19 protein-coding genes are annotated in these 21262 nt (G+C 49.4%); 10 read left to right on the top strand and 9 right to left on the bottom strand.

All coding sequences use genetic code 11. The features are described 5' to 3' along the window. Position 1: 1 nt before the first annotated feature. Genes IEV19_RS12545 through mazG form a run of 3 tightly spaced genes read right to left on the bottom strand, consistent with a single transcriptional unit; the run spans position 2 to position 2421 of the window. Positions 2 to 229, bottom strand: coding sequence for a DUF8828 family protein (locus IEV19_RS12545; protein ID WP_188371078.1), 228 nt, complete (start codon positions 227 to 229; stop codon positions 2 to 4). Between the two features lie 23 nt (positions 230 to 252). Continuing rightward, positions 253 to 1632 (bottom strand): MATE family efflux transporter, encoded by a 1380-nt coding sequence (locus tag IEV19_RS12540; protein ID WP_188371077.1) that lies wholly within the window; start codon positions 1630 to 1632, stop codon positions 253 to 255. A gap of 15 nt (positions 1633 to 1647) precedes the next feature. Further along, positions 1648 to 2421: a nucleoside triphosphate pyrophosphohydrolase gene (gene mazG, locus IEV19_RS12535; RefSeq protein WP_188371328.1), complete on the bottom strand. Its 774-nt coding sequence runs from the start codon at positions 2419 to 2421 to the stop codon at positions 1648 to 1650. A gap of 118 nt (positions 2422 to 2539) precedes the next feature. On the opposite strand from mazG, the gene IEV19_RS12530 reads away from it, so the two are divergent. After that, positions 2540 to 4192, top strand: a complete 1653-nt coding sequence (locus IEV19_RS12530; protein ID WP_188371076.1) for an N-acyl-D-amino-acid deacylase family protein — start codon at positions 2540 to 2542, stop codon at positions 4190 to 4192. A gap of 17 nt (positions 4193 to 4209) precedes the next feature. Further along, entirely contained in the window at positions 4210 to 4974 is a 765-nt protein-coding gene (locus IEV19_RS12525; protein WP_188371075.1) for an SOS response-associated peptidase, read from the top strand. Positions 4975 to 4983: 9 nt separating this feature from the next. On the opposite strand, the gene IEV19_RS12520 is transcribed toward IEV19_RS12525, so the two are convergent. Next, complete coding sequence (locus IEV19_RS12520) at positions 4984 to 7191, bottom strand: carbohydrate binding family 9 domain-containing protein (RefSeq protein ID WP_188371074.1); 2208 nt, start codon at positions 7189 to 7191, stop codon at positions 4984 to 4986. 129 nt (positions 7192 to 7320) lie between these two features. Between IEV19_RS12520 and IEV19_RS12515 the strand changes: the two genes are divergently transcribed. The 4 genes from IEV19_RS12515 to IEV19_RS12500 are packed head-to-tail and all read left to right on the top strand — an operon-like array spanning position 7321 to position 12048. Further along, entirely contained in the window at positions 7321 to 8205 is an 885-nt protein-coding gene (locus IEV19_RS12515; protein WP_188371073.1) for an alpha/beta hydrolase, read from the top strand. Further along, positions 8206 to 8880, top strand: coding sequence for a GDSL-type esterase/lipase family protein (locus tag IEV19_RS12510; RefSeq protein ID WP_188371072.1), 675 nt, complete (start codon positions 8206 to 8208; stop codon positions 8878 to 8880). A 5-nt stretch (positions 8881 to 8885) separates the two neighbouring features. Then, the gene (locus IEV19_RS12505; protein ID WP_308418542.1) at positions 8886 to 10505 is read left to right on the top strand and encodes a beta-N-acetylhexosaminidase; all 1620 of its coding nucleotides are present in this window, start codon (positions 8886 to 8888) and stop codon (positions 10503 to 10505) included. A 37-nt stretch (positions 10506 to 10542) separates the two neighbouring features. Continuing rightward, positions 10543 to 12048, top strand: coding sequence for a S10 family peptidase (locus tag IEV19_RS12500; protein WP_188371071.1), 1506 nt, complete (start codon positions 10543 to 10545; stop codon positions 12046 to 12048). Positions 12049 to 12073: 25 nt separating this feature from the next. Here the strand turns inward: IEV19_RS12500 and IEV19_RS12495 are convergent, their stop codons facing one another. The 4 genes from IEV19_RS12495 to ruvX form a co-directional block, all read right to left on the bottom strand. Next, a complete protein-coding gene (locus IEV19_RS12495) occupies positions 12074 to 15481 on the bottom strand; it encodes an amidohydrolase family protein (protein WP_188371070.1) in 3408 nt (1135 codons plus the stop codon). A 79-nt stretch (positions 15482 to 15560) separates the two neighbouring features. Beyond that, on the bottom strand, positions 15561 to 15983 hold the full coding sequence (locus IEV19_RS12490) for a DUF5606 family protein (protein ID WP_188371069.1): 423 nt from the start codon (positions 15981 to 15983) through the stop codon (positions 15561 to 15563). A 53-nt stretch (positions 15984 to 16036) separates the two neighbouring features. Continuing rightward, a complete protein-coding gene (def, locus tag IEV19_RS12485; protein WP_188371068.1) occupies positions 16037 to 16627 on the bottom strand; it encodes a peptide deformylase in 591 nt (196 codons plus the stop codon). A 26-nt stretch (positions 16628 to 16653) separates the two neighbouring features. After that, positions 16654 to 17070 carry a Holliday junction resolvase RuvX gene (gene ruvX / locus IEV19_RS12480; protein WP_188371326.1) on the bottom strand — a complete coding sequence of 139 codons (417 nt, stop codon included), beginning with the start codon at positions 17068 to 17070 and terminating at the stop codon, positions 16654 to 16656. A 104-nt stretch (positions 17071 to 17174) separates the two neighbouring features. Here ruvX and IEV19_RS12475 point away from each other — a divergent pair, with 104 nt between their 5' ends. Both IEV19_RS12475 and IEV19_RS12470 read left to right on the top strand, forming a co-directional pair. Further along, entirely contained in the window at positions 17175 to 17990 is an 816-nt protein-coding gene (locus IEV19_RS12475; RefSeq protein ID WP_188371067.1) for a 2,3,4,5-tetrahydropyridine-2,6-dicarboxylate N-succinyltransferase, read from the top strand. A 91-nt stretch (positions 17991 to 18081) separates the two neighbouring features. Continuing rightward, the gene (locus tag IEV19_RS12470; RefSeq protein WP_188371066.1) at positions 18082 to 18876 is read left to right on the top strand and encodes a glycosyltransferase family 2 protein; all 795 of its coding nucleotides are present in this window, start codon (positions 18082 to 18084) and stop codon (positions 18874 to 18876) included. Here IEV19_RS12470 and IEV19_RS12465 read toward each other — a convergent pair. Next, positions 18858 to 19682: a glycosyltransferase family 2 protein gene (locus IEV19_RS12465; RefSeq protein WP_188371065.1), complete on the bottom strand. Its 825-nt coding sequence runs from the start codon at positions 19680 to 19682 to the stop codon at positions 18858 to 18860. The two genes, IEV19_RS12470 and IEV19_RS12465, sit on opposite strands and share 19 nt — an antisense overlap. Positions 19683 to 19864: 182 nt before the next feature. On the opposite strand from IEV19_RS12465, the gene IEV19_RS12460 reads away from it, so the two are divergent. After that, positions 19865 to 20698: a glycosyltransferase family 2 protein gene (locus IEV19_RS12460; RefSeq protein WP_188371064.1), complete on the top strand. Its 834-nt coding sequence runs from the start codon at positions 19865 to 19867 to the stop codon at positions 20696 to 20698. Further along, complete coding sequence (locus tag IEV19_RS12455) at positions 20691 to 21260, top strand: L-threonylcarbamoyladenylate synthase (protein WP_188371063.1); 570 nt, start codon at positions 20691 to 20693, stop codon at positions 21258 to 21260. Before IEV19_RS12460 ends, IEV19_RS12455 begins: the two co-directional genes overlap by 8 nt. Positions 21261 to 21262: the final 2 nt, after the last annotated feature.

Genomic DNA, 21262 nt, shown 5'->3' with positions numbered 1-21262 from the left:
ATCAGTCCTCGTATCTGCCTATCTCCCTGTCGTAAAATTCGTTGGCCGCCTCAAAGAGTTCGCGAGCCTCCGCTTCCAGCTCCTTCTCATCCTCCATGGAAAATTCCTCCAGCCAAATCACCTCATCATTCTCCAGATTGATGATAAAGCGGGGATACTCTGTATGTATGATGAAGATGGCCGATGGATAGTCTGTATTGTCTCCAAATAAGAATTTGGGTATGTCCATTTTTGGGAAATTTTATTTAGCTATCAGTTGTTCGCTTGTTCCAGCGCAAGTTTTTTGGTTAAATGATTGAATCGAAGATACAACATAATCGCCGAAGCAGTAAGGCCGGATAAGAGTCCGATCCATATACCTGTACTGCCCAGTTCAGTGTGCAGGCCCAACACATAGCTGATGGGAAAGGCGATCAACCAGTAGGATACAAATGTGATCCCCGTAGGGATCTTTACGTCCTGTAATCCTCTCAGGGCTCCGAGTATAACCACCTGTAACCCATCGGAGATCTGAAAAAAGGCAGCCACTAGCAATAACTGGGCAGCCAGGCCGATCACCTCCATATTATCTGCCTGATTGGCGAGATCGTCCACATCCAGATAGATAGTAGGGAACCAGTGCCTGCAAAGGAGGAATAAAACTGCAAAACCGATCTCAAGGAGAAGGGTCAGGAAAAAGATGGACTGGGCAATGCGCCTGAGTTCACTCCAGTCTTTCAGTCCTTTTTGGTTACCAACACGGATCATGGCAGCCACCCCCAGTCCCATCCCGAACATAAACGTCATGCTGGAGAGATTCAGGGCGATCTGGTTGGCGGCCTGTGGATTCTTCCCAAGCACCCCGCTCAACCAGATGGCAGCCGTAAAAATGGCCACCTCAAAGAACATTTGAAGGGCCGAAGGAAAGCCGAGATCGATGATCTTCTTCATCACCTTTCTCTCCAGTTCCCTGAAGTTAAAGGCAGAGACATAGTAGTGGAATTTCTGCTTCTTGTTCAACAGAATCCAGAGAAATGCAAGCATGACAAAGCGAGACACCAGTGTCCCTACCGCAGCTCCGACGATCCCCATTTTTGGAAAACCAAAGGCACCGAAGATCAGCAGGTAATTCAATACGATATTGATCACATTGGCCAGGATGGTGGCATACATGGGATATTTGGTCTGCGAAAGCCCTTCTGAAAACTGCTTAAATGCCTGGAACATGACCAGGGGGACCAGGGAGAATGCCACCAGGTCCAGATACGGGATGGCCAGTACCACCACTTCGGCAGGCTGGTCCATCATATACATCAGGGGTTTGAGCAAAAGGATAAGCACAAAGAGGGACAGGCCCAGCAAAGTACACAGAACCAAACCGTGTTTTAGCGCCCTTTTGGCATCTGATTTCAACCCGGCTCCGTCTGCCTCGGCCACCAGAGGTGTAATGGCCGTGGAGAACCCTATACCGAGTGACATGGCGATAAACACAAAACTGTTACCCAGGGATACCGCAGCCAGCTCGGCCGTTCCCAGCTGACCTACCATGATGTTGTCTGCAAAAGCTACAAAGGTATGCCCCAACATGCCGAGGATGACAGGAATGGAGAGCCTGATGTTATATCGGAATTCCCGTGTGTATTGCCTGAACAAGGGATATGATTTTAATTAGAGGGTTTTGGCATGATTCCAATGCACATCCATTTCGGCCAGGGTCATCTCTTTCAGGGATTTTCCCGCTTCCCTGGCTTTCTCCTCCAGGTAGGCAAATCTTTTGATGAATTTCTTGTTTGTCCTCTCCAGGGCATTTTCGGGATTTACTTTTAAAAACCTCGCATAATTGACCATGGAAAAAAACACATCTCCGAATTCCTCCTCTATTTTTTCCTGCTTTCCTTTGCGGACCTCCTGTTGCAGTTCGCCCAGTTCTTCCTGCAGTTTTTCGAACACCTGCTGGGGCTCCTCCCAGTCGAATCCCACTCCGGCCACCTTATCCTGTATGCGATTGGCCTTTACCAGGGCTGGCAAGCTATTCGGTACACCCTCAAGCACGCTTTTCTTGCCCTCGGCCAGTTTGATGTTCTCCCAGTTTTTTTTCACCTCCTCCTCATCGGCCACATCCACATCACCGTAAATATGGGGGTGTCGGTGGATCAATTTCTCGCTGATGGAATGGCAAACGTCTGCAATGTCAAAATCCCCGGTCTCAGACCCGATCTTGGCATAAAAAAAGATGTGGAGCAGCAGGTCCCCTAATTCCTTCTTCACTTCCTGCAGATCTTCCTCTAGGATGGCATCGCCCAATTCATAAGTCTCCTCTATGGTGAGGTGTCTCAGGCTCTCCATGGTCTGTTTCCGGTCCCAGGGACACTGTGCCCTCAATTCATCCATGATGGTCAGAAGCCGGTCGAGCGCCTCCAGTTGTTGTTTACGGGAATTCATATGCGGTAGTTTGCGCAAAAGTACAAAGATGAAAGTTTTGGGAGTGCTCATTATTTGGACTATTTTTAGAGGACTGCCCATGGCAGAAATCATAACCGCCTCCTTAAAATTCTGAAGTATGCGTACCACTTCCAACTTGATCCTGTTTATTATTTCCGTTGCATTTTTAAGCTGTTCGAAGCCCAATTCCTATGACATCCTTATCAGGAATGGCTTGGTCCTGGATGGATCCGGGGAGGAAGGCATATATGCCGATATAGGGATCAATGCCGATACGATTGCTGCCATCGGAGAACTGGATGAAGCTGTGGGTAACCAGGAGATCGATGCTAGCGGTCTCGCTGTGGCCCCGGGCTTTATCAACATGCTGAGCTGGGCCAATGTCTCTCTTATCGAAGACGGGCGATCCCAGAGCGATATCAGACAGGGAGTAACCCTGGAGGTCCTGGGGGAAGGCCGATCCATGGGGCCGCTCAATGAGAAAATGGCAGCTGAAATGGCGGAGAATCAGGGAAGCATCCAATATGATGTCAGCTGGAGAACGCTGGGAGAATACATGAATCATATGGAGCAAAAAGGGATCTCACCCAATATCGCTTCCTTCGTGGGTAATGGGACGGTGCGGGAATACGTCATGGGCTATGAGAACAGGGTGCCCACGGATGAGGAATTGTCTCAAATGGGATCCCTGGTCCAACAGGCCATGGAAGAAGGAGCCGTAGGGCTTTCCACCTCCCTGATCTACGTACCCAGCGGACACGCCCAAACCGAGGAGATCATTGCCCTGGCCAAGGTTGCCTCCAAATATAACGGGATGTATGTATCTCACATCCGGGACGAGGAAGGTAAATTACTGGACGCAGTGGACGAACTGATCAGGATCTCCGAAGAAGCCGATCTGCCGGCAGAGATCTACCATTTTAAAGCCTCGGGCACGGCCAACTGGCACCTGCTGGACAGCGCCATTCAAAAAGTTAACAGTGCCAGGGAGAGAGGCCTCGCCATTACGACCGACATGTATATGTATAATGCCAGTTCAACCGGACTCAATGTGCTGCTCCCTGCCTGGGCCAAGGAAGGAGGCCACGACAGGACCATCGAGCTGATGAAGCAACCTGAGACCCGGAAAAAGATGATCCGGGAGGTCGATTTCCATGTACCCCCTGAAAACATTCTCCTGGTGGGCTTCAGGAATAAGGACCTGAGACACCTTATCGGCAAGACCCTGGCCGAGGTAGCTGCTGAACGGGGAAAACCGGCGAACGAGACGGTGGCCGACCTCATCTTTGAGGACGACAGCCGTATACAGGTAGTGTATTTCTCCATGTCTGAAGACAATATCAAAAAGAAGCTGGCCCTGCCGTTTATGGCCATCTGTTCCGATGCAGGGTCCTATACCAATGAAGGGGTTTTCCTGGAACAAAGCACACATCCCAGGGCCTATGGTTCATTTGCCCGCCTGCTGGGCCATTACGTCAGGGAGGAGAAGGTCATTTCCCTTGAGGAGGCTATCCGCCGTCTGACCCTGTTGCCGGCTACCAATTTAAAACTCGACAGGAGAGGCGCGCTCAGGGAAGGATATTATGCCGACGTGGTCCTGTTCGATCCTGAAAAGATCACCGACCACGCCACATTTAAGAAACCCCATCAGTACGCCACAGGTGTGATCCATGTCCTGGTAAACGGCGTGCCCGTATTGAAAGACGGAGATCATACAGGTGCATTTCCGGGGCGTTTTATCAAAGGTCCGGGATATTCCGGATCTGATTAACCCAACTCTAAGGTCTTATGTGTTACGACATCAAAGCCAGTTTGGAAGCCCAACTCAAGCGCGCCCGCCAGTACGGGGACGAGATCGCTATACGGGAGATCGAAGAAAAACTCGCCCCATTAACAGACCTCCCGATTTATCACGCCTCCGGCTTTCAGCACCCGCGGCTGTTCATCTACACGGATGATGAACCCTCGATCCCAAGGGTAGCTACCTGGGGATTGGTGCCCCACTGGGTAAAGGATCACAATCAACAGAAAAAGATCTGGAACAACACCCTGAATGCCAGGGGGGAGACCATCTTTGAAAAACCCGCCTTTCGGACTGCCGCCAAATATCATCGCTGTCTGATCTTCGTGGACGGATTTTACGAGCATCATCACTTCAAAGGCAAAACCTACCCCCATTTCATCTCGCGCAGAGATGGACAGCCTCTGGTGTTTGCAGGTCTGTGGAATCCCTGGCTCGATCCTGAGACCGGAGAATACCTGAATACGTTCAGTATTGTCACCACAGAAGGAAATCCGATGATGGCTCATATTCACAACAACCCTAAACTGGCAGGACCGCGAATGCCCCTCATCCTCGATGAGGAATTGTCCGACAAATGGCTGATAGAGGTTGAGGAAGACCTGGATATAAAAGCCCTGCAGGACCTTATCCATTCCTATCCGGAAGAAGAATTACAGGCTCATACGGTCGGGAAATTAAGGGGAAAAGAATACGCCGGGAATGTACCGGAGATCAGCGAGGAAGTTGTTTATCCGGAATTGAAAGAATAGTTGTCCGGCCTAATTTACCAAATCAAACATCCTGGTATACTTAATGATAAAACTATTGTTAAGTGGGTCTCCTCCCTGAAGGTTGTGATTGTACACTACAAACAGGCCGGTATTCGCTCTTTGCAGCCAGCTGAACCTCAGGTTTACCGCCCATATTTCGTCTGCAGTATTGTTCTGGATCAGGCCCTGAAGATAGATACGGGGTGTAAATGCATAGGACAATTGGGTCCTTAGGATATTGGCCGAAAAACTACCCCCCGGAAGGTCGAAACTATTGTTCTGATACGTCAGAGCGATGTTGAAATTATCACCCTGACGATAGGTAAGGGTACCGCTGTTGAGGTATCTGGACCCTCCAAAGGAACCTCCCATAACCGATCGGATATTTACTGAAAGCGGTTTACTTCGGTTGGTAAAAAAGATTATCTGGGCTTCCGTATGGTCATAGGTGCCGGCGGGAACGATCACCCCGTCTGAGATCTCAAAATCACTGACCACCCCTTCCGTGGTCAGGTTCATTCCGGTGTGGAATTCAAGGCCGCTCTTGAATTCCCAGTGATTGTCGAGGTGTAAAAACCCCGTTTCCTGGAATCCCTCAAAATTCCAATAGCCACGGTAAGACACATGGGGTCTGAGTTCAAGGATACGGGATTCCGGGTTTTTGGGACGATATCGATACAAGACCAGGGCCTCTGGTTTCCGGAAGGCCGATCTAAGCAGGAAACCCACTTCCGGGTTAAAGCCTTGCCCTACCTCTGTATAAGCCAGCCTCATTTCCAAATTGTTCCATAAATAATCGGCTTGCAGCTTGTAGGCATGTGCCTGGGTTGTATCGTTGGGATCATAGGTGCGGGCATAAAAACCCGAAAGTCTCGCCTTGTTTCCCAGCCCCAGTTTCCCATCGATGGCGGCCGTTCTGTTGAAATCGTCACTTCTCTCCAGGCCGGCCCTGTTCACGAAGACCGCGCCCAGGGCAGACCGTCCTTTGAATTCGTGGTTGACCCTGGCTACACTGAAATTGTTCTTCTCGATCCCCGCATCGGCCACATCGTCCGTGAACATGGACAAAAGCCCGACATTGGTCCTGTTTAGCTTTCCTGACAACCTTGTCCCCCCTATAATAGGCACGAGGTTCCCAGCGGTACCTATCCCAATCCTCCGGCTGAAGAAAAGATCGACCTCCCCCGGGCTACCCACGGTGAACAGTCCTGCATTTTCAAGGAAAAAGGCTCGCTTTTCCGGAAAGAAAAGGTTAAAGCGGTCCAGGTTCACCTGCTGGTCATCCACCTCAACCTGCGCAAAATCAGTGTTATAAGTAAAATCCAGGGTCAGGCTGGGGGTTATGCTGTATTTGATGTCCCCTCCGGCATCAGGGGAGAATTCAAGCTCGGGATCGGTTTGTTGATAGTCTTTTTCAAGTCGACCCAGAACATAGGGTATAACTTTCAGATTCCCGGGACTCCTGAGGTCCAGATCCGTAAGGGTCCCTGCAAGAGATAGCCTGTTAAATGTAAAACCCAGGGGTATGGGTGCCCAGTAAGCGATCTCGTTGGTCTTCCTGATATTTCTCCGGAAGTTGATACCCCAGTCTTTCCCGGACTGGAATCGAATGGTCCTCAGAGGAATGGAAAATTCTGCGCTCCAGCCAAAATCTCCTACCTGGGTACGGACCACCCAGCTCGCATCCCAGTTGAGGTTAAAACCTCCAATCGTCCCTCCCTGCTGCCGATTGACATTGAAATTGCCTTGTCCTTCATTGTCTACCTGTGCATCGTACTCCACCCCCTGGGAATTCGTCCCGAAAATAAAGCCGTTCTGCCCATCTTTATAGGTATCGATAATGAAGAGAAAGGCATCCGTATTGTCGAGATCGGCATCCCTCCTGGCGTCTGAGATCACCAGTTCAGAAGGCCTGGAATCGAAACAAACCACCGAAAGAAAAAAAGTATCCTCTGAATAGGCAATCCGAATATCGGTCCTTTCACTGGCAGGAAATCCGAACCGAGGCTGAGTCTGTATCAGATCCCCATACATAGGTATGTTCTGCCAGACCGGGTCATTCAGTACCTCCCCGTCTATAGATGGAAGTTCGGTGAGTTTCAAGGCCTTCATTACGGGTCGGTCGCCCTCAAAAGACAAATTCCTGACCTGACTTTTGGCATTTATGGCGAAAATGAGACACAACAAAAAGGGAAAGGAACGTCGGAGTCCGTTCATAGGATCGGTTGATTACTGGTAATTTAAATGTAGTACTAATTTCCAAATATGGAATACTAAAACCTGCCTGGGACAGCATTTTATTTGTTATTTTAGGAGCTGGACTTTATAAGAATGACCCGCCATAAGATGAGAACTGTTTTTTTAATCTTTACTCTTTTGTTGAACGGACTGTTCATACAGTCCCAGGAGATCATTGCCCTCCCATATGAAAAGCCTGAAAGTGTGAGTTGGGAAGGAGGTGAAAAGGCCTTCTTTTCCACTATCTGGAACACAGAAGTTGTTTGTAATGTTTCCGTACCCACGATGGAGGTATTCAGACCGGCTCCCGGCACAGCCAATGGAACTTCGGTCGTAATCGCCCCGGGAGGGGGGTTGTACGCCCTGAGTATAGAAAGCGAAGGAAATATGGTAGCCCGTTGGCTTGCTGAACGAGGCATTACCGCATTTGTGCTCAAATACCGGCTTGTTCCAACCGGGGAGGATGGGGTCAGGGACCTCAACGAGACGAGCAAAAACAACCTGGAGGAGTTCAAAAGGCTGATCTCCGTCGTGATCCCCTATTCCGTGGCGGATGGACTTGCTGCGGTAAAGCACGTACGCGAACACGCCAAAGAATGGGGATTGAAGGAAGACAGGATCGGTTTTATGGGCTTTTCTGCCGGCGGTGCCGTTACCATGGGAGTTGCTTACAACGCCACCCCTGAGTCGGGACCCGATTTCCTGGTCCCCGTCTATGCATGGACGGATGCCATGCCCGTGCAGCCTGTCTCCGCAGACCAACCTCCCATGTTGGTTATTTGTGCCTCAGACGATCCCCTGGGTCTCGCCAGTGGGAGCCTGGACTTGTACAAATCCTGGTATGATGCCCGCCTGAGAGTAGCTCTTCACATGTATTCAAAAGGCGGACACGGTTTTGGGATGAGATCTCAGGGATTGCCTTCCGATTCCTGGATAGAACGATTCTACGATTGGGGCATAGCCGAAGAACTCATAAACCCTGCAGGCAAATAAATGAGTACCCCGGTTTCGAAACATATCAGGCTAATTGCCTTTGTGATTATTTCATGTATAGGCCTGGAATCGGGCATATCGCAAAAAAAAGAAGATTTCACTGAGGAAGTAGCCCTGATCAGTCAGAAGTACGAAGACCTCAAAGAAAGTGAACAAAGGTCTGTTGTATTTACGGGAAGTTCAAGCATTAGGTTGTGGCCGGGCCTTGAGGAATCCTTTCCCGACCATCAGATCATAAATACAGGGTTCGGAGGATCCGAAAGCAAAGATCTCCTCAAGTTTATCAAACCTCTAATCCTGGATTTCAGGCCCGAAAAGGTCTTTATATATGAAGGGGATAATGACCTCGAATATCGAAAAAGTCCTTCCAGGGTCTTGAAAAACACTAAGAAGATCCTGAAAAAGGTCTGGGAGAAATTTCCCGATACAGAATTTGTCCTGATCGCCGCTAAGCCCAGCCCGGAAAGGTGGAGATTAAAAAGGCGTTTCCAGAGACTGAATCGCAAGCTGGAAGAGTACGCCTTAAAATCGGAGCGCGTAGAGTTCGCCAACATTTGGGACATAATGCTTATGGACGAACAGCTGAATGAAAGCCTGTTCGAGGAGGACGGCTTACACATGAATGAAAAAGGATATGCACTTTGGTACGAAGTGCTCAGCAAATACATAAATTGATACGTATGAAAATGACAAAGAATTTATTTTGGATGGGCCTGATCACAGTCTTTTTAATAAGTAGTTACTCCTGTGAAAAAGCCCGCGAGGAGATCGACATGCCCTCACTGGATATCAGTAAGCAACACCTTATTCCCATTCCCTCTAAGGTTGTACCTTCAAACAGCAGTTTTCGCCTCGACTCGTTCACCCGGATCGTCACCCAGGGTGAAGACGAGCGGCTGGCAGAGGTGGCTTCCTTTCTGGCGGACAAGATCAGTCAGAAGGCCGGGATCCGGCCGGAAGTAAACCCGGAAACGGGGAATGAAGGCGATCCGGTAATCTTTTTCCGTCAAGAAAACGGAGTGTCCTGGCCTGATCAGGAGGCATACCGACTTTCCATTTCTAAAGATTCTATGATCCTGGAGGCGCCAACGGCTGAAGCAGCCTTCAGGGGAGTGCAGACCATCAGGCAACTCATCCCTGAAGTTTCCAATGATACCCTGGCAGAACATCCGATCTGGCCTGTGGCATCCGGTACTGTAGAAGACCATCCCAATTTTGGTTTCAGGGGCTCCATGCTCGATGTGGCCCGCCACTTCTTCAGCGTGGAAGACGTTAAAAAATACATTGACCTGCTGGCCTATTACAAATTCAACGTCCTGCACCTGCACCTCACTGACGACCAGGGGTGGCGAATTGAGATAAAATCCTGGCCAAAACTCACAGAAGTTGGAGGAAGCACGGAGGTCGGCGGGGAAGCAGGTGGATTCTTCACCCAGGAGGACTACAAGGAGATCGTAGCCTATGCCTCAGAGCATTTTATGACGGTCATCCCCGAAGTTGACATGCCGGGACATACAAACGCAGCCTCCGTCTCCTACCCTTTCCTCGACGGAACGGGGAAACCCCTCAAGCTGTACGAAGGCACAAGGGTGGGTTTCAGTACCTTCGACACCCGGAAGGATACGGTCTACGCGTTCCTGGATGACGTGGTGCGGGAAATCTCCGCCATCACACCGGGGCCGTATTTCCACATTGGGGGTGATGAAAGCCATTCCACGAAAAAACATGATTATATCTACTTTGTCAACAGGGTGGAAAAAATCGTCCAGAAGTACGGGAAGACCATGATTGGATGGGATGAGATCGCCCAGGCCGATGTGGACCCTTCTTCCATTGCCCAGTTCTGGGCCGATGCGGAAAATGCTACAACAGCTGTCAGCAAAGGGATGAAGGTGATCCTTTCTCCTGCTAAAAAAGCCTATCTTGACATGCAATACGATACACTTTCTAAACACGGCCTGCACTGGGCCGCGTATATACCGGTAGACACTGCTTATATCTGGAACCCGGAAACTTACGTCCCTGCGATCCCAAAAGACAAGATCCTTGGGGTAGAAGCCCCTCTTTGGTCTGAGACGATCAGCAATATTCAGGAGCTGGAGTACCTGGCCTTCCCCAGGGCTATTGGGTATGCCGAACTCAGCTGGAGCCTGGAGGAAAACAGGGACTGGGAGGATTTCAGGGTGCGACTGGCTCATCAAACTCCCTTCCTGGAAATGATGAATGTAGCCTATTATCCCTCACCCAGGATCGATTGGGTAAAACCTCCCGAGAAATCGAGGGAGATCATCAAAGACTGACCTCAGGAGATACGACAAACTCACTAACCCGAAAATCATGAAAAGGATTTACATTTTAACCACATTGTTTATAATGCAAATGGTTCATGGCCAGGCAGAACGGGATACTATCCCTGAAGCCGAAGTTTTTACCAGCATGCAAAGTGTAAACATAAATGGAAGGACCCTCTACCTCACAGCACAGGCAGGGACCTTTGAAGTAAGGGACGAACAGAACAAACCCATCGCCCTTATGGGCCATACCTTCTATACCAAGGGAGACAAGAGGGAATCCGAAACACGAAGGAGGCCTGTCGTATTCGCCTATAACGGGGGTCCCGGCTCTTCTTCCTACTGGCTTCATATGGGCATCCTTGGGCCCAAAAGAATCGTAGTGAACGATCCGGACTACACTCCGGCGTCTCCTTATCAGATCGTCAATAACAATTTCTCCATCCTGGACGTGGCCGACCTGGTCATGATCGACCCCGTGGGAACCGGCCTGAGTGTTCCCCTGGGGAAAGCTCAATTCAAGGATTTCTGGGGAGTCGACCAGGACATAAGGAGCCTTGCCCTCTTTATCAGGCAGTTCCTGATCGCAAACGACAGGATGAACAGTCCCAAATACCTGCTGGGAGAGAGTTATGGCACATTCAGAAATGCGGGGTTGATGAACCGGCTGCTAAAAGATGGGATCGCCCTGAACGGGGTCATCATGGTCTCAGCGGTATTTGACCTGAGGACACTTCTCTTCCCGCCCGAGGACGATCTGCCGTATATCGTCCATTTTCCCACCTATGCAGCAACGGCCTGGTACCACGATATGATCCCGGATAAACCGACTGATCTCTATGTATTTTTGGATAAGGTGAGGAAGTTCACAGAAGAAGAATACACCCCTGCCCTCTTCAAAGGGGATCGGCTTACGGAGGATGAGAAAAGTGCGATGGCTGCAAAACTCGCGATGTATACCGGGACGAAGGCCGACTATTGGGTAAAGGCAGACCTGAGGGTCACCAACAGCGAATTCTTTGCGGAATTCCTCAGGGATAAAGGTGAAATCGTAGGTCGGTTAGACTCCCGCTTCACAGGGATCAATCAGGACCTGTTGGCCCAGGAAGGCAACCATGATCCTCAAAGCTCGGCCATTTCCCCTGCTTATACAGCCGGATTTCTCGATTACTTGTACCGTGACCTGAAGGTGGACAAGTCCTTGCATTACGCCACCTCAGCTTATGAGAGAAAAGGCTTTAAATGGGATTGGAAACACGAGGGAAACGAGCGCTGGGGTACACAGGCCGCCATCAATACGGGAGTGGATCTGGCAGAAGCCATGTCTAGGGATCCCCATGTGAAAGTCCTCATCCTCAACGGAATCTACGATATTGCCACGGTCTTCTACGGGGTGGAGCACAGTATCAGTCATCTGGGGCTGACCCCGGAGATTAAGGAAAACATCATCATGAAGTATTACGAGGCCGGGCATATGATGTATACCCATCCACCGTCTATGGCACATTTTAAGAAGGATGTCGCGGATTTTATCAGGGATACTTCCCGATAATCGCCAACATAGAGATCATTCAGAATCAATGCTTTATACCCGGAATACCCTTTGGTTTTTCGGATTGCCAGCTAAATGGTGCCGCTTTCTTTTCTACCGGCCATACCTCATCCAGGGTTTCGGCATCGTAAACGGTGCCATTCCTGATCACATGCGTGAGCGTATTGGTATTCCTCAGATCCTCCAGGGGATCTTCCGCCAGGATAAGGATATCAGCCAGCTTACCAGCTTCAAGGGATCCGAGGTCCTTTTCGAGTCCGATTGCCGTAGCCCCCTGAATGGTTGCTACCTTCAGGGCGTCGTGGTTCTTCATGCCCCCGCTGGCCACCGACCACAGTTCCCAGTGAAATCCGAGACCCTGCAACTGACCATGACTGCCTATCCCGGCAAGTCCGCCTTCCCGGACCAGATCATTCATAAACTCGGCATGTTTCATAAAGACGTGTTCCTCATCCATGAACCAACCCGGCCTTCGCCTGGATTTATTTGCCAGTTCTTCATATGGTGTAAAGTGCTGCAATTTTGCATCACCCCACACATCTTCCTTAGCATAGAAATAATTTTCTGCCCAGGGGCCGCCATAAGAGACCAGCAGGGTCGGAGTTACGGCCATTTTTGACTCTGCTATGGTTTTGACCACATCCCTGTAGATGGGATAGATCGGAAGGGAATGTTCATGGCCCGGATACCCGTCAAGCAACTGGTTCATGTTCAACTTAAAATCGAGACCCCCTTCTGTCGTCGGCATCAACTCAAGTTCCTTAGCGGCCATAATAACCCATTGCCTCTGCTGTCTGTTCCCGACCAGGTACATCTTGATGGTCTTTGTATGATAGTATTCACTGTACTGTTTCAAAACCCGTTTGGCATGATCCAGGCTCTCGATCTTGTACCTCCAGAATCCCACTCCGGGTCCCGTGCTGTATACCCGCGGACCGTGCAGCATTCCTGCCTCCACCATGTCAGAATACGTAAGCACGTCGGTAGTGGCGGTCTGTGGATCCCGGGTCGTGGTGACCCCATAAGCGAGGTTGGCAGAGTACATCCATACCTGATTTTTATGGATTCCCCAAATAGGCCACATGTGGGCGTGGGTGTCCACAAATCCGGGTGTGAGTGTTTTTCCGCTTACATCGATGACCCTAGTATTTTTGGGCATGGTGATGGAACCGTTTGGCCCAAGAGCCTTGATCCGGTTGTTCTCGATCAGGATATCACCGTTCTCAATGACCTCATCCCCTTTCATGGTGATGATCCTTCCTCCTTTCAACAATAAAGTACCTTCAGGAATGTGCCGTTTGTATTTCACCTTGATCTTGAATTCCTCTGCTTCAAAGACCTCACTTTCCTTTTCTTTTTCATTTCCGTTGGCCGTAGAATCTTTTTGTTTTTCAGCACCGGCTAGTTCTTTCTCCGCTTTCTTCGCTGCAGCCACACTATCCCTGTACTGCTTTCCGGCCGCAAGGTCATAGCGGAAATGACTGGCTCCGAGTGACCAGTGAACCTTCTTGCTGTCATCAGACCAGGCCGGGAACTCACCTCCCAGGGTGGTTAGTTTCACCGCGGGGAAAGCAGCCTTTTCAGGTTTGGCTACGGAGATAGTGGGTGTCTTCCCATACCTCGGGATCGTAACGGTATAGATATCGTTGTTGATCAGAGCCAGGGCTGTGGTCCCGTCCGGGGAGATACGGATCTCCGAAGGGCGAGAAGCCTTGTCATTATCTTCCCTGTTGTCTTCAACCATGGGCAAATAATGAGGAATGGCTCCTTCCATATGGTCCCTGCCAAAAATATCGCTAGAGCCGTATGTCTCTATCCCCTTCAGCTTCAATAACTCCTTTTCATCTGTCCCGTCCCAGCGTATTGATATCAGGCCCTTGGTAGAGTGGCTCAGGTAGATCCTGTCATCAACCCGGGTAAAATGCGGTTGTTCTCTCCCTTTCGATTTATCTATGAATTGAACAGGACCCCCGTCTGAAGAGATCCAGACCAGGTCTTCCTGGGCTCCCCTCGCCCGGGGTCCCACGGCATCCTCATAGGCCTGTGCGGTTCCCCTTTGAAAGGCAATCCTATTCACGGAATACGACCACTGCGGGTTACTGTAAATCCCCGCCTGGCGGGTTAATTGCACCTGTCTGGGCCTTCCATCTACATTGACCTTGAAGAGATGTCCTCCTCCTTCCTTCCAGGTCGTATATACCAGCCACTTGCCATCCGGTGACCAACTGGGCTGGGCCTCTGTAAAATTGTGGTCCGAAAGCCTTCTGGGAGTACCATCAGGAAGGTCCATGACATAAAGCCTGTTCAGGGCTGTAAAGGCGAGTTTTTTTCCGTCCGGGGAAGGCCTTGCATCCCGGATCTGGGTCACCAGGGCTTCAGGGGTATCCTCAATGGGATAAGAGAATTTCAACCTCGGACCCATGTCGAGGTCTACTTCGGCTGTAAATGGGATTTCCGAGGCTGTGTTGTTCGAAATATCAATGGAATAGAGTTTACCTCCATAGGAGGTGAGCAGTTTTTTACTGTCAGGAGTAAAGGACATGGCCGGGAGGACGCCCAAAGGCGCTATGGATTCCTGTTCGTCCCTTTGTACGGGATACGCCAGCCATCGCTCCTTCCCGGAATTGAGATCCCGCAGGACGAGTCCGGTTTTCTCCTCGTATCTGCTTCCGTATACCAGCCAGTTTCCGTCCGGAGACAAGGTGGGCGTAAAGGCAGAGCCATAGCGGGAGGTAATCACCGCCATATCGCCATCTTCCATATCATAGGTCCCTATCTGGTATTGAGGTAAGCGGGCATTGTAATTCCAGGCGTTCTGCCGCTGGGAGAAATAGAGCAGTTTTCCATCCGGGCTTATGGCAGGGTCGATGGTCTTGAGGTTTTTGGGTTCAGAGATCAGTGCACTTCCCGATCCGCCTTCCCTGTGATAAATATGCATTTTGATATTCCGCCTTCCCTGGGCTGCTAAAATATACTCCCCGTCCGGGGTCCATTCTGCAGCGAAGAAATTCTGGTTGTTTGCCTTGCTGATCTGCTTTTCTTCATTGTCCTCAAGTCTCAGCGTCCAGACATTGTCAGAGCCACTCTTGTCGGATATGAAAACAATCGACTTTCCATCCGGGCTGAACCGCGGATGGACATCATAGGCCATGCCCTGGGTGACAGGTACAGCTTTGCCTCCCTGTATGGGCAAAGTGTAGATATCTCCCATCAGGTCGAAGACGATGGTTGAACCATCCGGACTGACGTCCAGGGATATCCAGGTACCTTCTGAGGTTGTGAAGCTGATTTTCCTCTCTGGCTCTAAAGGCAGTTCCTTAGTAGCCTTTTTGGTGGAATCCACAGCCTGGATGGAATCCTGAGCTTTTAATTGGAATGTTGAAAAAATGAGAAGTAGTGCGACAGGGAGGGATCGAAAGCACGAATGTATCATCTGGAGTCTCAGTTTTGTTCAGACTCCGAATATAGAGATAATTATGAGAAATTATATGGGTTGAACCGGGATCAAAAACCTATTTTTCTTCCCCTTCTTCCGGTGATTCCTCTGGTTCAAAATCGGTGATCCCGTGCTGGTGCAGGAGGTTGTACCACTGTATGACCTTCTTTATATCGCTGGGATAGACACGGTCTTCATCGTAATTGGGTACTACTTCGAAGAAATACTCCTCGAGCTTGATCTTGTCCTCTTTGTGGCCTATGGAGGTCTTTCCTCCATTCTCCTTCTCCTTGATCTTATTAAAAACGGCCTTCAGAGGCAGTTCCTCTTCCAGGGTAAAAATGGCTATCTCAGAGAGTACGCTTACATTATTGGTCATCCCTACCGTAACCTTTTTACCATCCAGCAGTGATTCAGCCACAAAGCCCGAGCGGGTTTGGGTAAGCAACTTAAACAGTCCCGGTTTTCCTCCGATGGATAAGATCTTGTCCAGACTCATTCAATTCCTGATTTTAGGCGGCAAATATGTAAAATAATAAGGAATATCGCATCCTATCTGCCTTTTTTTAACAGGGGGAATCGCATCCTGTAATCCACCTGTATTTTTCCCTTGGATATGTTGGAGAGTTTCCCTTTGAGAAGTCGTTTCTTAAGGCTCGATACCTTGTCTGTGAAGAGTATACCCTCAATGTGATCGTATTCGTGCTGGATAACACGTGCCAGCAGTCCGTCGAAGGTCTCTGTATGTTCCACGAAATTCTCGTCCTGATACCTCAGGGTGATGGTATCCAGGCGGGTGATGTCTTCCCGTATATCCGGTATACTCAAACACCCTTCATTAAAGGCCCATGAATTTCCGGTTTCCTCCAGGATCTTCGCATTTATAAAAACTCTTTTGAAACCTTCGAGCTGTTTTCTCTCCTCCGCCGAGAGTTCTTCATCATCGGCAAAAGGACTGGTGTCTACGAGGAACAATCTGATGGCAAGACCGATCTGTGGGGCCGCCAGGCCTACCCCACTGGCATTGTACATCGTTTCCCACATGTTGGAAATAAGGGTGTCCAGACCTTCGTAATCCTCATCGATTTCTGTACTTATCTTCCGCAAAACCGGATCACCATAGGCAACAATTGGTAAAATCATATTCTGATCTGATCTCTAGTAGGTTCTCAATTTTTTATCCTGTCGAGATATCCCTGCAGAATGAGGGTTGCACTCACCTCATCCACCAGGGCCTTTTCTCTTCTCTTGCTTTTCTTAACGCCGGAGGCGATCATGCTTTTCAAAGCCTCACGGGAAGTAAACCGTTCATCCTGCCGGTATACCGGGATCTCCGGATACAATTTCTCCCATTTGTCGATGAAGCTGCTGATCATTGCTTCCGACTCCGACGGGGAGTTGTCCATTTGCCGGGGTTCTCCTACGACCAAAGCAGCGATGCTCTCTTCGGCCAGATAGGTTTCCAGAAAAGGGATCAAGGCCTTTGTATCTACGGTGGTCAGCCCGGAAGCTATGAGTTGCAAGGGGTCTGTGACCGCTATTCCCGTCCTGACTTTTCCGTAATCCAAGGCAATGATCCTCCCCAATTCCATTAATTTTTGCAAAAGTACAGGATAAATTGTTATTCCTGTCAAAATGCTCTCCATAATCCACCCCATCCCACTATCTTTGCGGCAAATTTGTTTAGCCTATGGAAGAGTTGAAGAAAATCGTGGAAAAAGCCTGGGAGAATCGAGACTTGCTGGCGGATTCCGGGACTCAGACGGCCATAAGGGAAGTCGTTAACCTGATCGATCAGGGAAAACTCAGATGTGCCGAACCTACAGGGGACGACTGGCAGATCAACGAATGGGTAAAAAAGGCAGTGGTACTTTACTTTCCTATTCAGAAGATGGATACTTACGAGGTTGGCATCTTCGAATACCACGATAAGATACCGCTCAAAAAAGGATATAAAGAAAAAGGCGTGAGAGTTGTACCCCACGCAGTGGCCAGGCACGGTGCATTCATCGCCTCCGGTACCATCCTCATGCCGAGTTATGTGAATATCGGAGCGTATGTAGACAGCGGGACCATGGTAGATACCTGGGCTACCGTAGGTAGTTGTGCACAGATAGGGAAGAACGTACACCTAAGCGGGGGTGTTGGGATTGGAGGGGTGCTGGAACCCCTGCAGGCAGCCCCTGTGATCATTGAGGACAATGCCTTTGTGGGAAGCCGATGCATAGTTGTGGAAGGAGTGAGAGTAGAACGTGAAGCCGTGCTGGGTGCCAACGTGGTGTTGACCGCTTCAACCAAGATCATCGATGTGACCGGGTCAGAGCCTATAGAGATGAAAGGTAGGGTTCCGGCGCGCTCAGTTGTTATACCAGGGAGCTACACTAAGAAATTTGCCGCAGGAGAATATCAGGTGCCCTGTGCTCTGATCATCGGGAAACGGAAACCGAGCACAGATCTGAAAACCTCCCTGAACGATGCCCTGAGGGAATATAATGTAGCGGTTTAAATTGTAAGAATTTACTTTCAAAAGGCAATTTAATCGATAATTTCAAGTTATTATTTTGGCTTAAAGCCAGGATATAACCTCAATTACAAGTATGAAAAAGGAACATCATAAAATATCAGCGCTGATCATCACCTATAATGAGATGGGATATATTCAGGACTGTATTGATTCTGTTTCCTTTGCCGATGAAATTGTGGTTGTGGATTCATACAGCACGGATGGGACCTATGAATATCTCAAGGAACATCCGAAAGTCAAAGCCATTCAACACCCCTTCTCGAATTTTACCCAGCAAAAGACCTTTGCATTGAGCCAGGCCTCCCATCCCTGGATACTTTTCGTGGATGCCGATGAGATCATTCCGGAAGCCCTCAGGAATGAGATACTGGAAACGGTTCAGCTCGAATCGCCTCACGCAGCCTATTGGTTTTACAGGAAATTTATGTTCCAGAAGACTCCTCTGCGGTATAGCGGATGGCAAACCGATAAGAACTACCGCCTCTTCCAAAAGGACAAAGCTAAATTTACGGATAAGAAGATCGTCCATGAGACCCTTGAAGTAGACGGTACATCAGGAATTCTCAAAGAGAAACTGATCCATTACTGCTATAAGGATTACTCCGATTACAAGTCGAAGATGCTTAATTATGGCCGACTAAAAGCCAAGGAGGATTTCTACAGGGAGAAAAGCTTCAACTATTTCTACTACATAGTAAAACCGGCCTGGAAATTCTTCAACCACTATATTCTGAGGTTAGGGATCCTGGATGGTAAAAAAGGGTTGACGATCTGTTATCTCAACGCTCTGGGAGTACTAGAGCGATTCAGGGAACTGAAACGCCTGGAGAGAAAGAACGCCCTTGCCTATTACTTGCTTATGCCGTAGTGCGTCCAGACCCGTTTTTGACTCCGGGTCTCTTTTCTGATCGCTTTATTCTTCTCTATGGACTCCGGGGTTTTATAGCCACGTTTGTGATCTAAATGCACACAGACCGCACTGTATCTCAATTGTTTGGATCTGATCCCAAAATTAAAAAGGCGTTCCCCCAGCTCACGATCCTGCCCTCCGTATTGCATACGCTCGTCAAAACCATTGACATTGAGGATATCCTTTTTCCACCCGGAGGAATTATGACCGTTCCAACTCGCATTGGTGGGTGTGATGGTGTTGAAGAATTTAGAGATAAATCCCCGCGCAGTGAGTTTGTTGTTCTTAAAGGTCTTTGGGATCCCCATGTTCTTTAACCAATGGATATTAAAGCAATTCTGTTTCTCTATATCTTCCCTGGTAATGGCCTTGGAAATGTTCATGGGCAGCATGTAGTATCCCCCGGAAATAAAATAGCCTGGTTCCTTGTTGATGTAATGCACTTCCACGAAATCCTCCCTTGGGATACAATCGCCGTCGGTCATGATGATATAAGGAGCATTGCAGGCAACAACCGCCTTGTTGAGAATACGTGATTTCTGGAACCCGTCGTCTTCCTGCCAGATGTGAATGATGGGATAGAATACCTTCTTCTGCATTTCCTCCAGCAACTTCCGGGTAGCCGGACCGGAGCCGTCATCAGCGATCACCACTTCGAAATCCTTAAAAGTCTGGTATTGGAATCCCCAGAGGACCTTTTCAAGCCAGGCCTCCGAATTATAGGTGCTGACGACGATCGAGATCTTAGGTGCTGTCTGCTGCATCGCACAAAAATAGGAGACTTTATCCAATTACCATGTTTCATGAAGAAATTATAGCATGGATTTGGAGTGTCTGGCTCTGGGAAGTTATCCTTCATGCCAAATCTCGATTTCGTTTCAGCATTTGGTGCTTCTCACATGGATAACGTAATTTGCACAACACAGACAGCCGATTCCCATTCTCTATGAAAGTCAAAGAAATCCCCGAATCCCTTTATCAAACCCTCAAGCTCAGGTATGGGACGCGATACGGACCGGGATCGAGCTCAAAACCACAGGTCCCCGTCGTGGTCTCCCTGACCACCATAGAGCCCAGACTCCGATTGGTAGACCTGGTCATCAGGAGCCTGCTGACACAGAGTGTAGCCCCAAAAAAGATACTGCTCTGGATCCACGAATCCCTGCTGACAAAACTCCCACCCAGACTCACCTCCCTGCAAAACGAGATCTTCGAGATCAGGCCCACTCCCCTGCACTGCTCCCATAAAAAGCTGATCCATTCCCTCGAGGCCTACCCGTCTGAAAGGATCATCACCTGTGACGACGACCTGATGTACAGACCCCAATGGCTGCAGCGATTGTATGAAGAATCCGAACGCTATCCGCGAGCTGTAATCGGCAATCAAACCCGAACTATCCGCACAGATGCGCAGGGCAATTTCCTGCCATACGAGCAGTGGCCGGTGGATCTCCCGGAACAGGATGCCTCCCCTTGGGTGCTTCCCATCGGAGCAGAAGGAGTGCTCTATCCGCCCGGATCCCTGAATCCCCTTTATTCCCGAGATGATCTTTTCCTGAAATTGGCACCCAAGGCAGACGACCTATGGTTCAAGTCTATGTCCCTCCTGAATGGTACGGTATGCAGGCCGGCTTCCAACTCGGGTAAAAAAGGGATCCCCATCATGGGTTCCCAGAAATTCTCCCTCAAACACGAGAACATCAAAAAAGACCTTAACAGCGTACAATGGAGGCAGTTGGTGGATCATTTCGACCTGAGAAAGTTCCTGAGTCATGAATGATTTCCAGGCAGAGATACGGAAGTGTCTGGAGGTGCTCTCTGCGGGCGGACTCATCCTCTACCCCACGGATACAATATTGGGGATAGGTTGTGATGCTACGGACGAAAAAGCAGTGAAGAAGGTCCGTGCTTTAAAAGCACTGCCTGAAAATAAACCCATGGTTTGCCTGGTGGGCAATGACGCCATGCTGGAACGATATGTGGAGCAGGTTCCCGATCTGGCCTGGGAGATCATGGACCTGGCAACCAAACCCACCACCTTAGTCTTCGACAAACCCCGGGGGGTTGCTTCAGGTTTGATCGCCGAGGATGGCTCCTTAGCCATAAGAGTTGCCTCTGACAAGTTCTGCCGCTACCTGATCAACGCATTTAAAAAACCAATAGTCTCAACCTCCGCAAATATTGCAGTAATGCCGGAGCCCCAACACTTCGGAGAAATCCCCGCGGCGATTTTAAAAGGAGTGGACTATGTGGTAAATTTGCATCGCGAAAAAGGGATAACCCTTCCCTCCTCCATCATTGCACTGGGTAACGATGGCACCGTAAAAGTGATACGGGAATAATT

The organism is Muriicola marianensis (assembly GCF_014638095.1).
Taxonomy (GTDB): domain Bacteria; phylum Bacteroidota; class Bacteroidia; order Flavobacteriales; family Flavobacteriaceae; genus Muriicola; species Muriicola marianensis.
The sequence above is the reverse complement of the archived record's forward strand: the minus strand, read 5'-3'. Positions and strand labels throughout refer to the sequence as shown.

Excerpts from the sequence above, each read along its gene's own strand:
- IEV19_RS12545 (WP_188371078.1), bottom strand. The coding sequence starts at position 229 with ATGGACATACCCAAATTCTTATTTGGAGACAATACAGACTATCCATCG.
- mazG (WP_188371328.1), bottom strand. The coding sequence starts at position 2,421 with ATGAATTCCCGTAAACAACAACTGGAGGCGCTCGACCGGCTTCTGACC.
- IEV19_RS12530 (WP_188371076.1), top strand. The coding sequence starts at position 2,540 with ATGCGTACCACTTCCAACTTGATCCTGTTTATTATTTCCGTTGCATTT.
- IEV19_RS12525 (WP_188371075.1), top strand. The coding sequence starts at position 4,210 with ATGTGTTACGACATCAAAGCCAGTTTGGAAGCCCAACTCAAGCGCGCC.
- IEV19_RS12520 (WP_188371074.1), bottom strand. The coding sequence starts at position 7,191 with ATGAACGGACTCCGACGTTCCTTTCCCTTTTTGTTGTGTCTCATTTTC.
- IEV19_RS12515 (WP_188371073.1), top strand. The coding sequence starts at position 7,321 with ATGAGAACTGTTTTTTTAATCTTTACTCTTTTGTTGAACGGACTGTTC.
- IEV19_RS12510 (WP_188371072.1), top strand. The coding sequence starts at position 8,206 with ATGAGTACCCCGGTTTCGAAACATATCAGGCTAATTGCCTTTGTGATT.
- IEV19_RS12505 (WP_308418542.1), top strand. The coding sequence starts at position 8,886 with ATGAAAATGACAAAGAATTTATTTTGGATGGGCCTGATCACAGTCTTT.
- IEV19_RS12500 (WP_188371071.1), top strand. The coding sequence starts at position 10,543 with ATGAAAAGGATTTACATTTTAACCACATTGTTTATAATGCAAATGGTT.
- IEV19_RS12495 (WP_188371070.1), bottom strand. The coding sequence starts at position 15,481 with ATGATACATTCGTGCTTTCGATCCCTCCCTGTCGCACTACTTCTCATT.
- IEV19_RS12490 (WP_188371069.1), bottom strand. The coding sequence starts at position 15,983 with ATGAGTCTGGACAAGATCTTATCCATCGGAGGAAAACCGGGACTGTTT.
- def (WP_188371068.1), bottom strand. The coding sequence starts at position 16,627 with ATGATTTTACCAATTGTTGCCTATGGTGATCCGGTTTTGCGGAAGATA.
- IEV19_RS12475 (WP_188371067.1), top strand. The coding sequence starts at position 17,175 with ATGGAAGAGTTGAAGAAAATCGTGGAAAAAGCCTGGGAGAATCGAGAC.
- IEV19_RS12470 (WP_188371066.1), top strand. The coding sequence starts at position 18,082 with ATGAAAAAGGAACATCATAAAATATCAGCGCTGATCATCACCTATAAT.
- IEV19_RS12465 (WP_188371065.1), bottom strand. The coding sequence starts at position 19,682 with ATGCAGCAGACAGCACCTAAGATCTCGATCGTCGTCAGCACCTATAAT.
- IEV19_RS12460 (WP_188371064.1), top strand. The coding sequence starts at position 19,865 with ATGAAAGTCAAAGAAATCCCCGAATCCCTTTATCAAACCCTCAAGCTC.
- IEV19_RS12455 (WP_188371063.1), top strand. The coding sequence starts at position 20,691 with ATGAATGATTTCCAGGCAGAGATACGGAAGTGTCTGGAGGTGCTCTCT.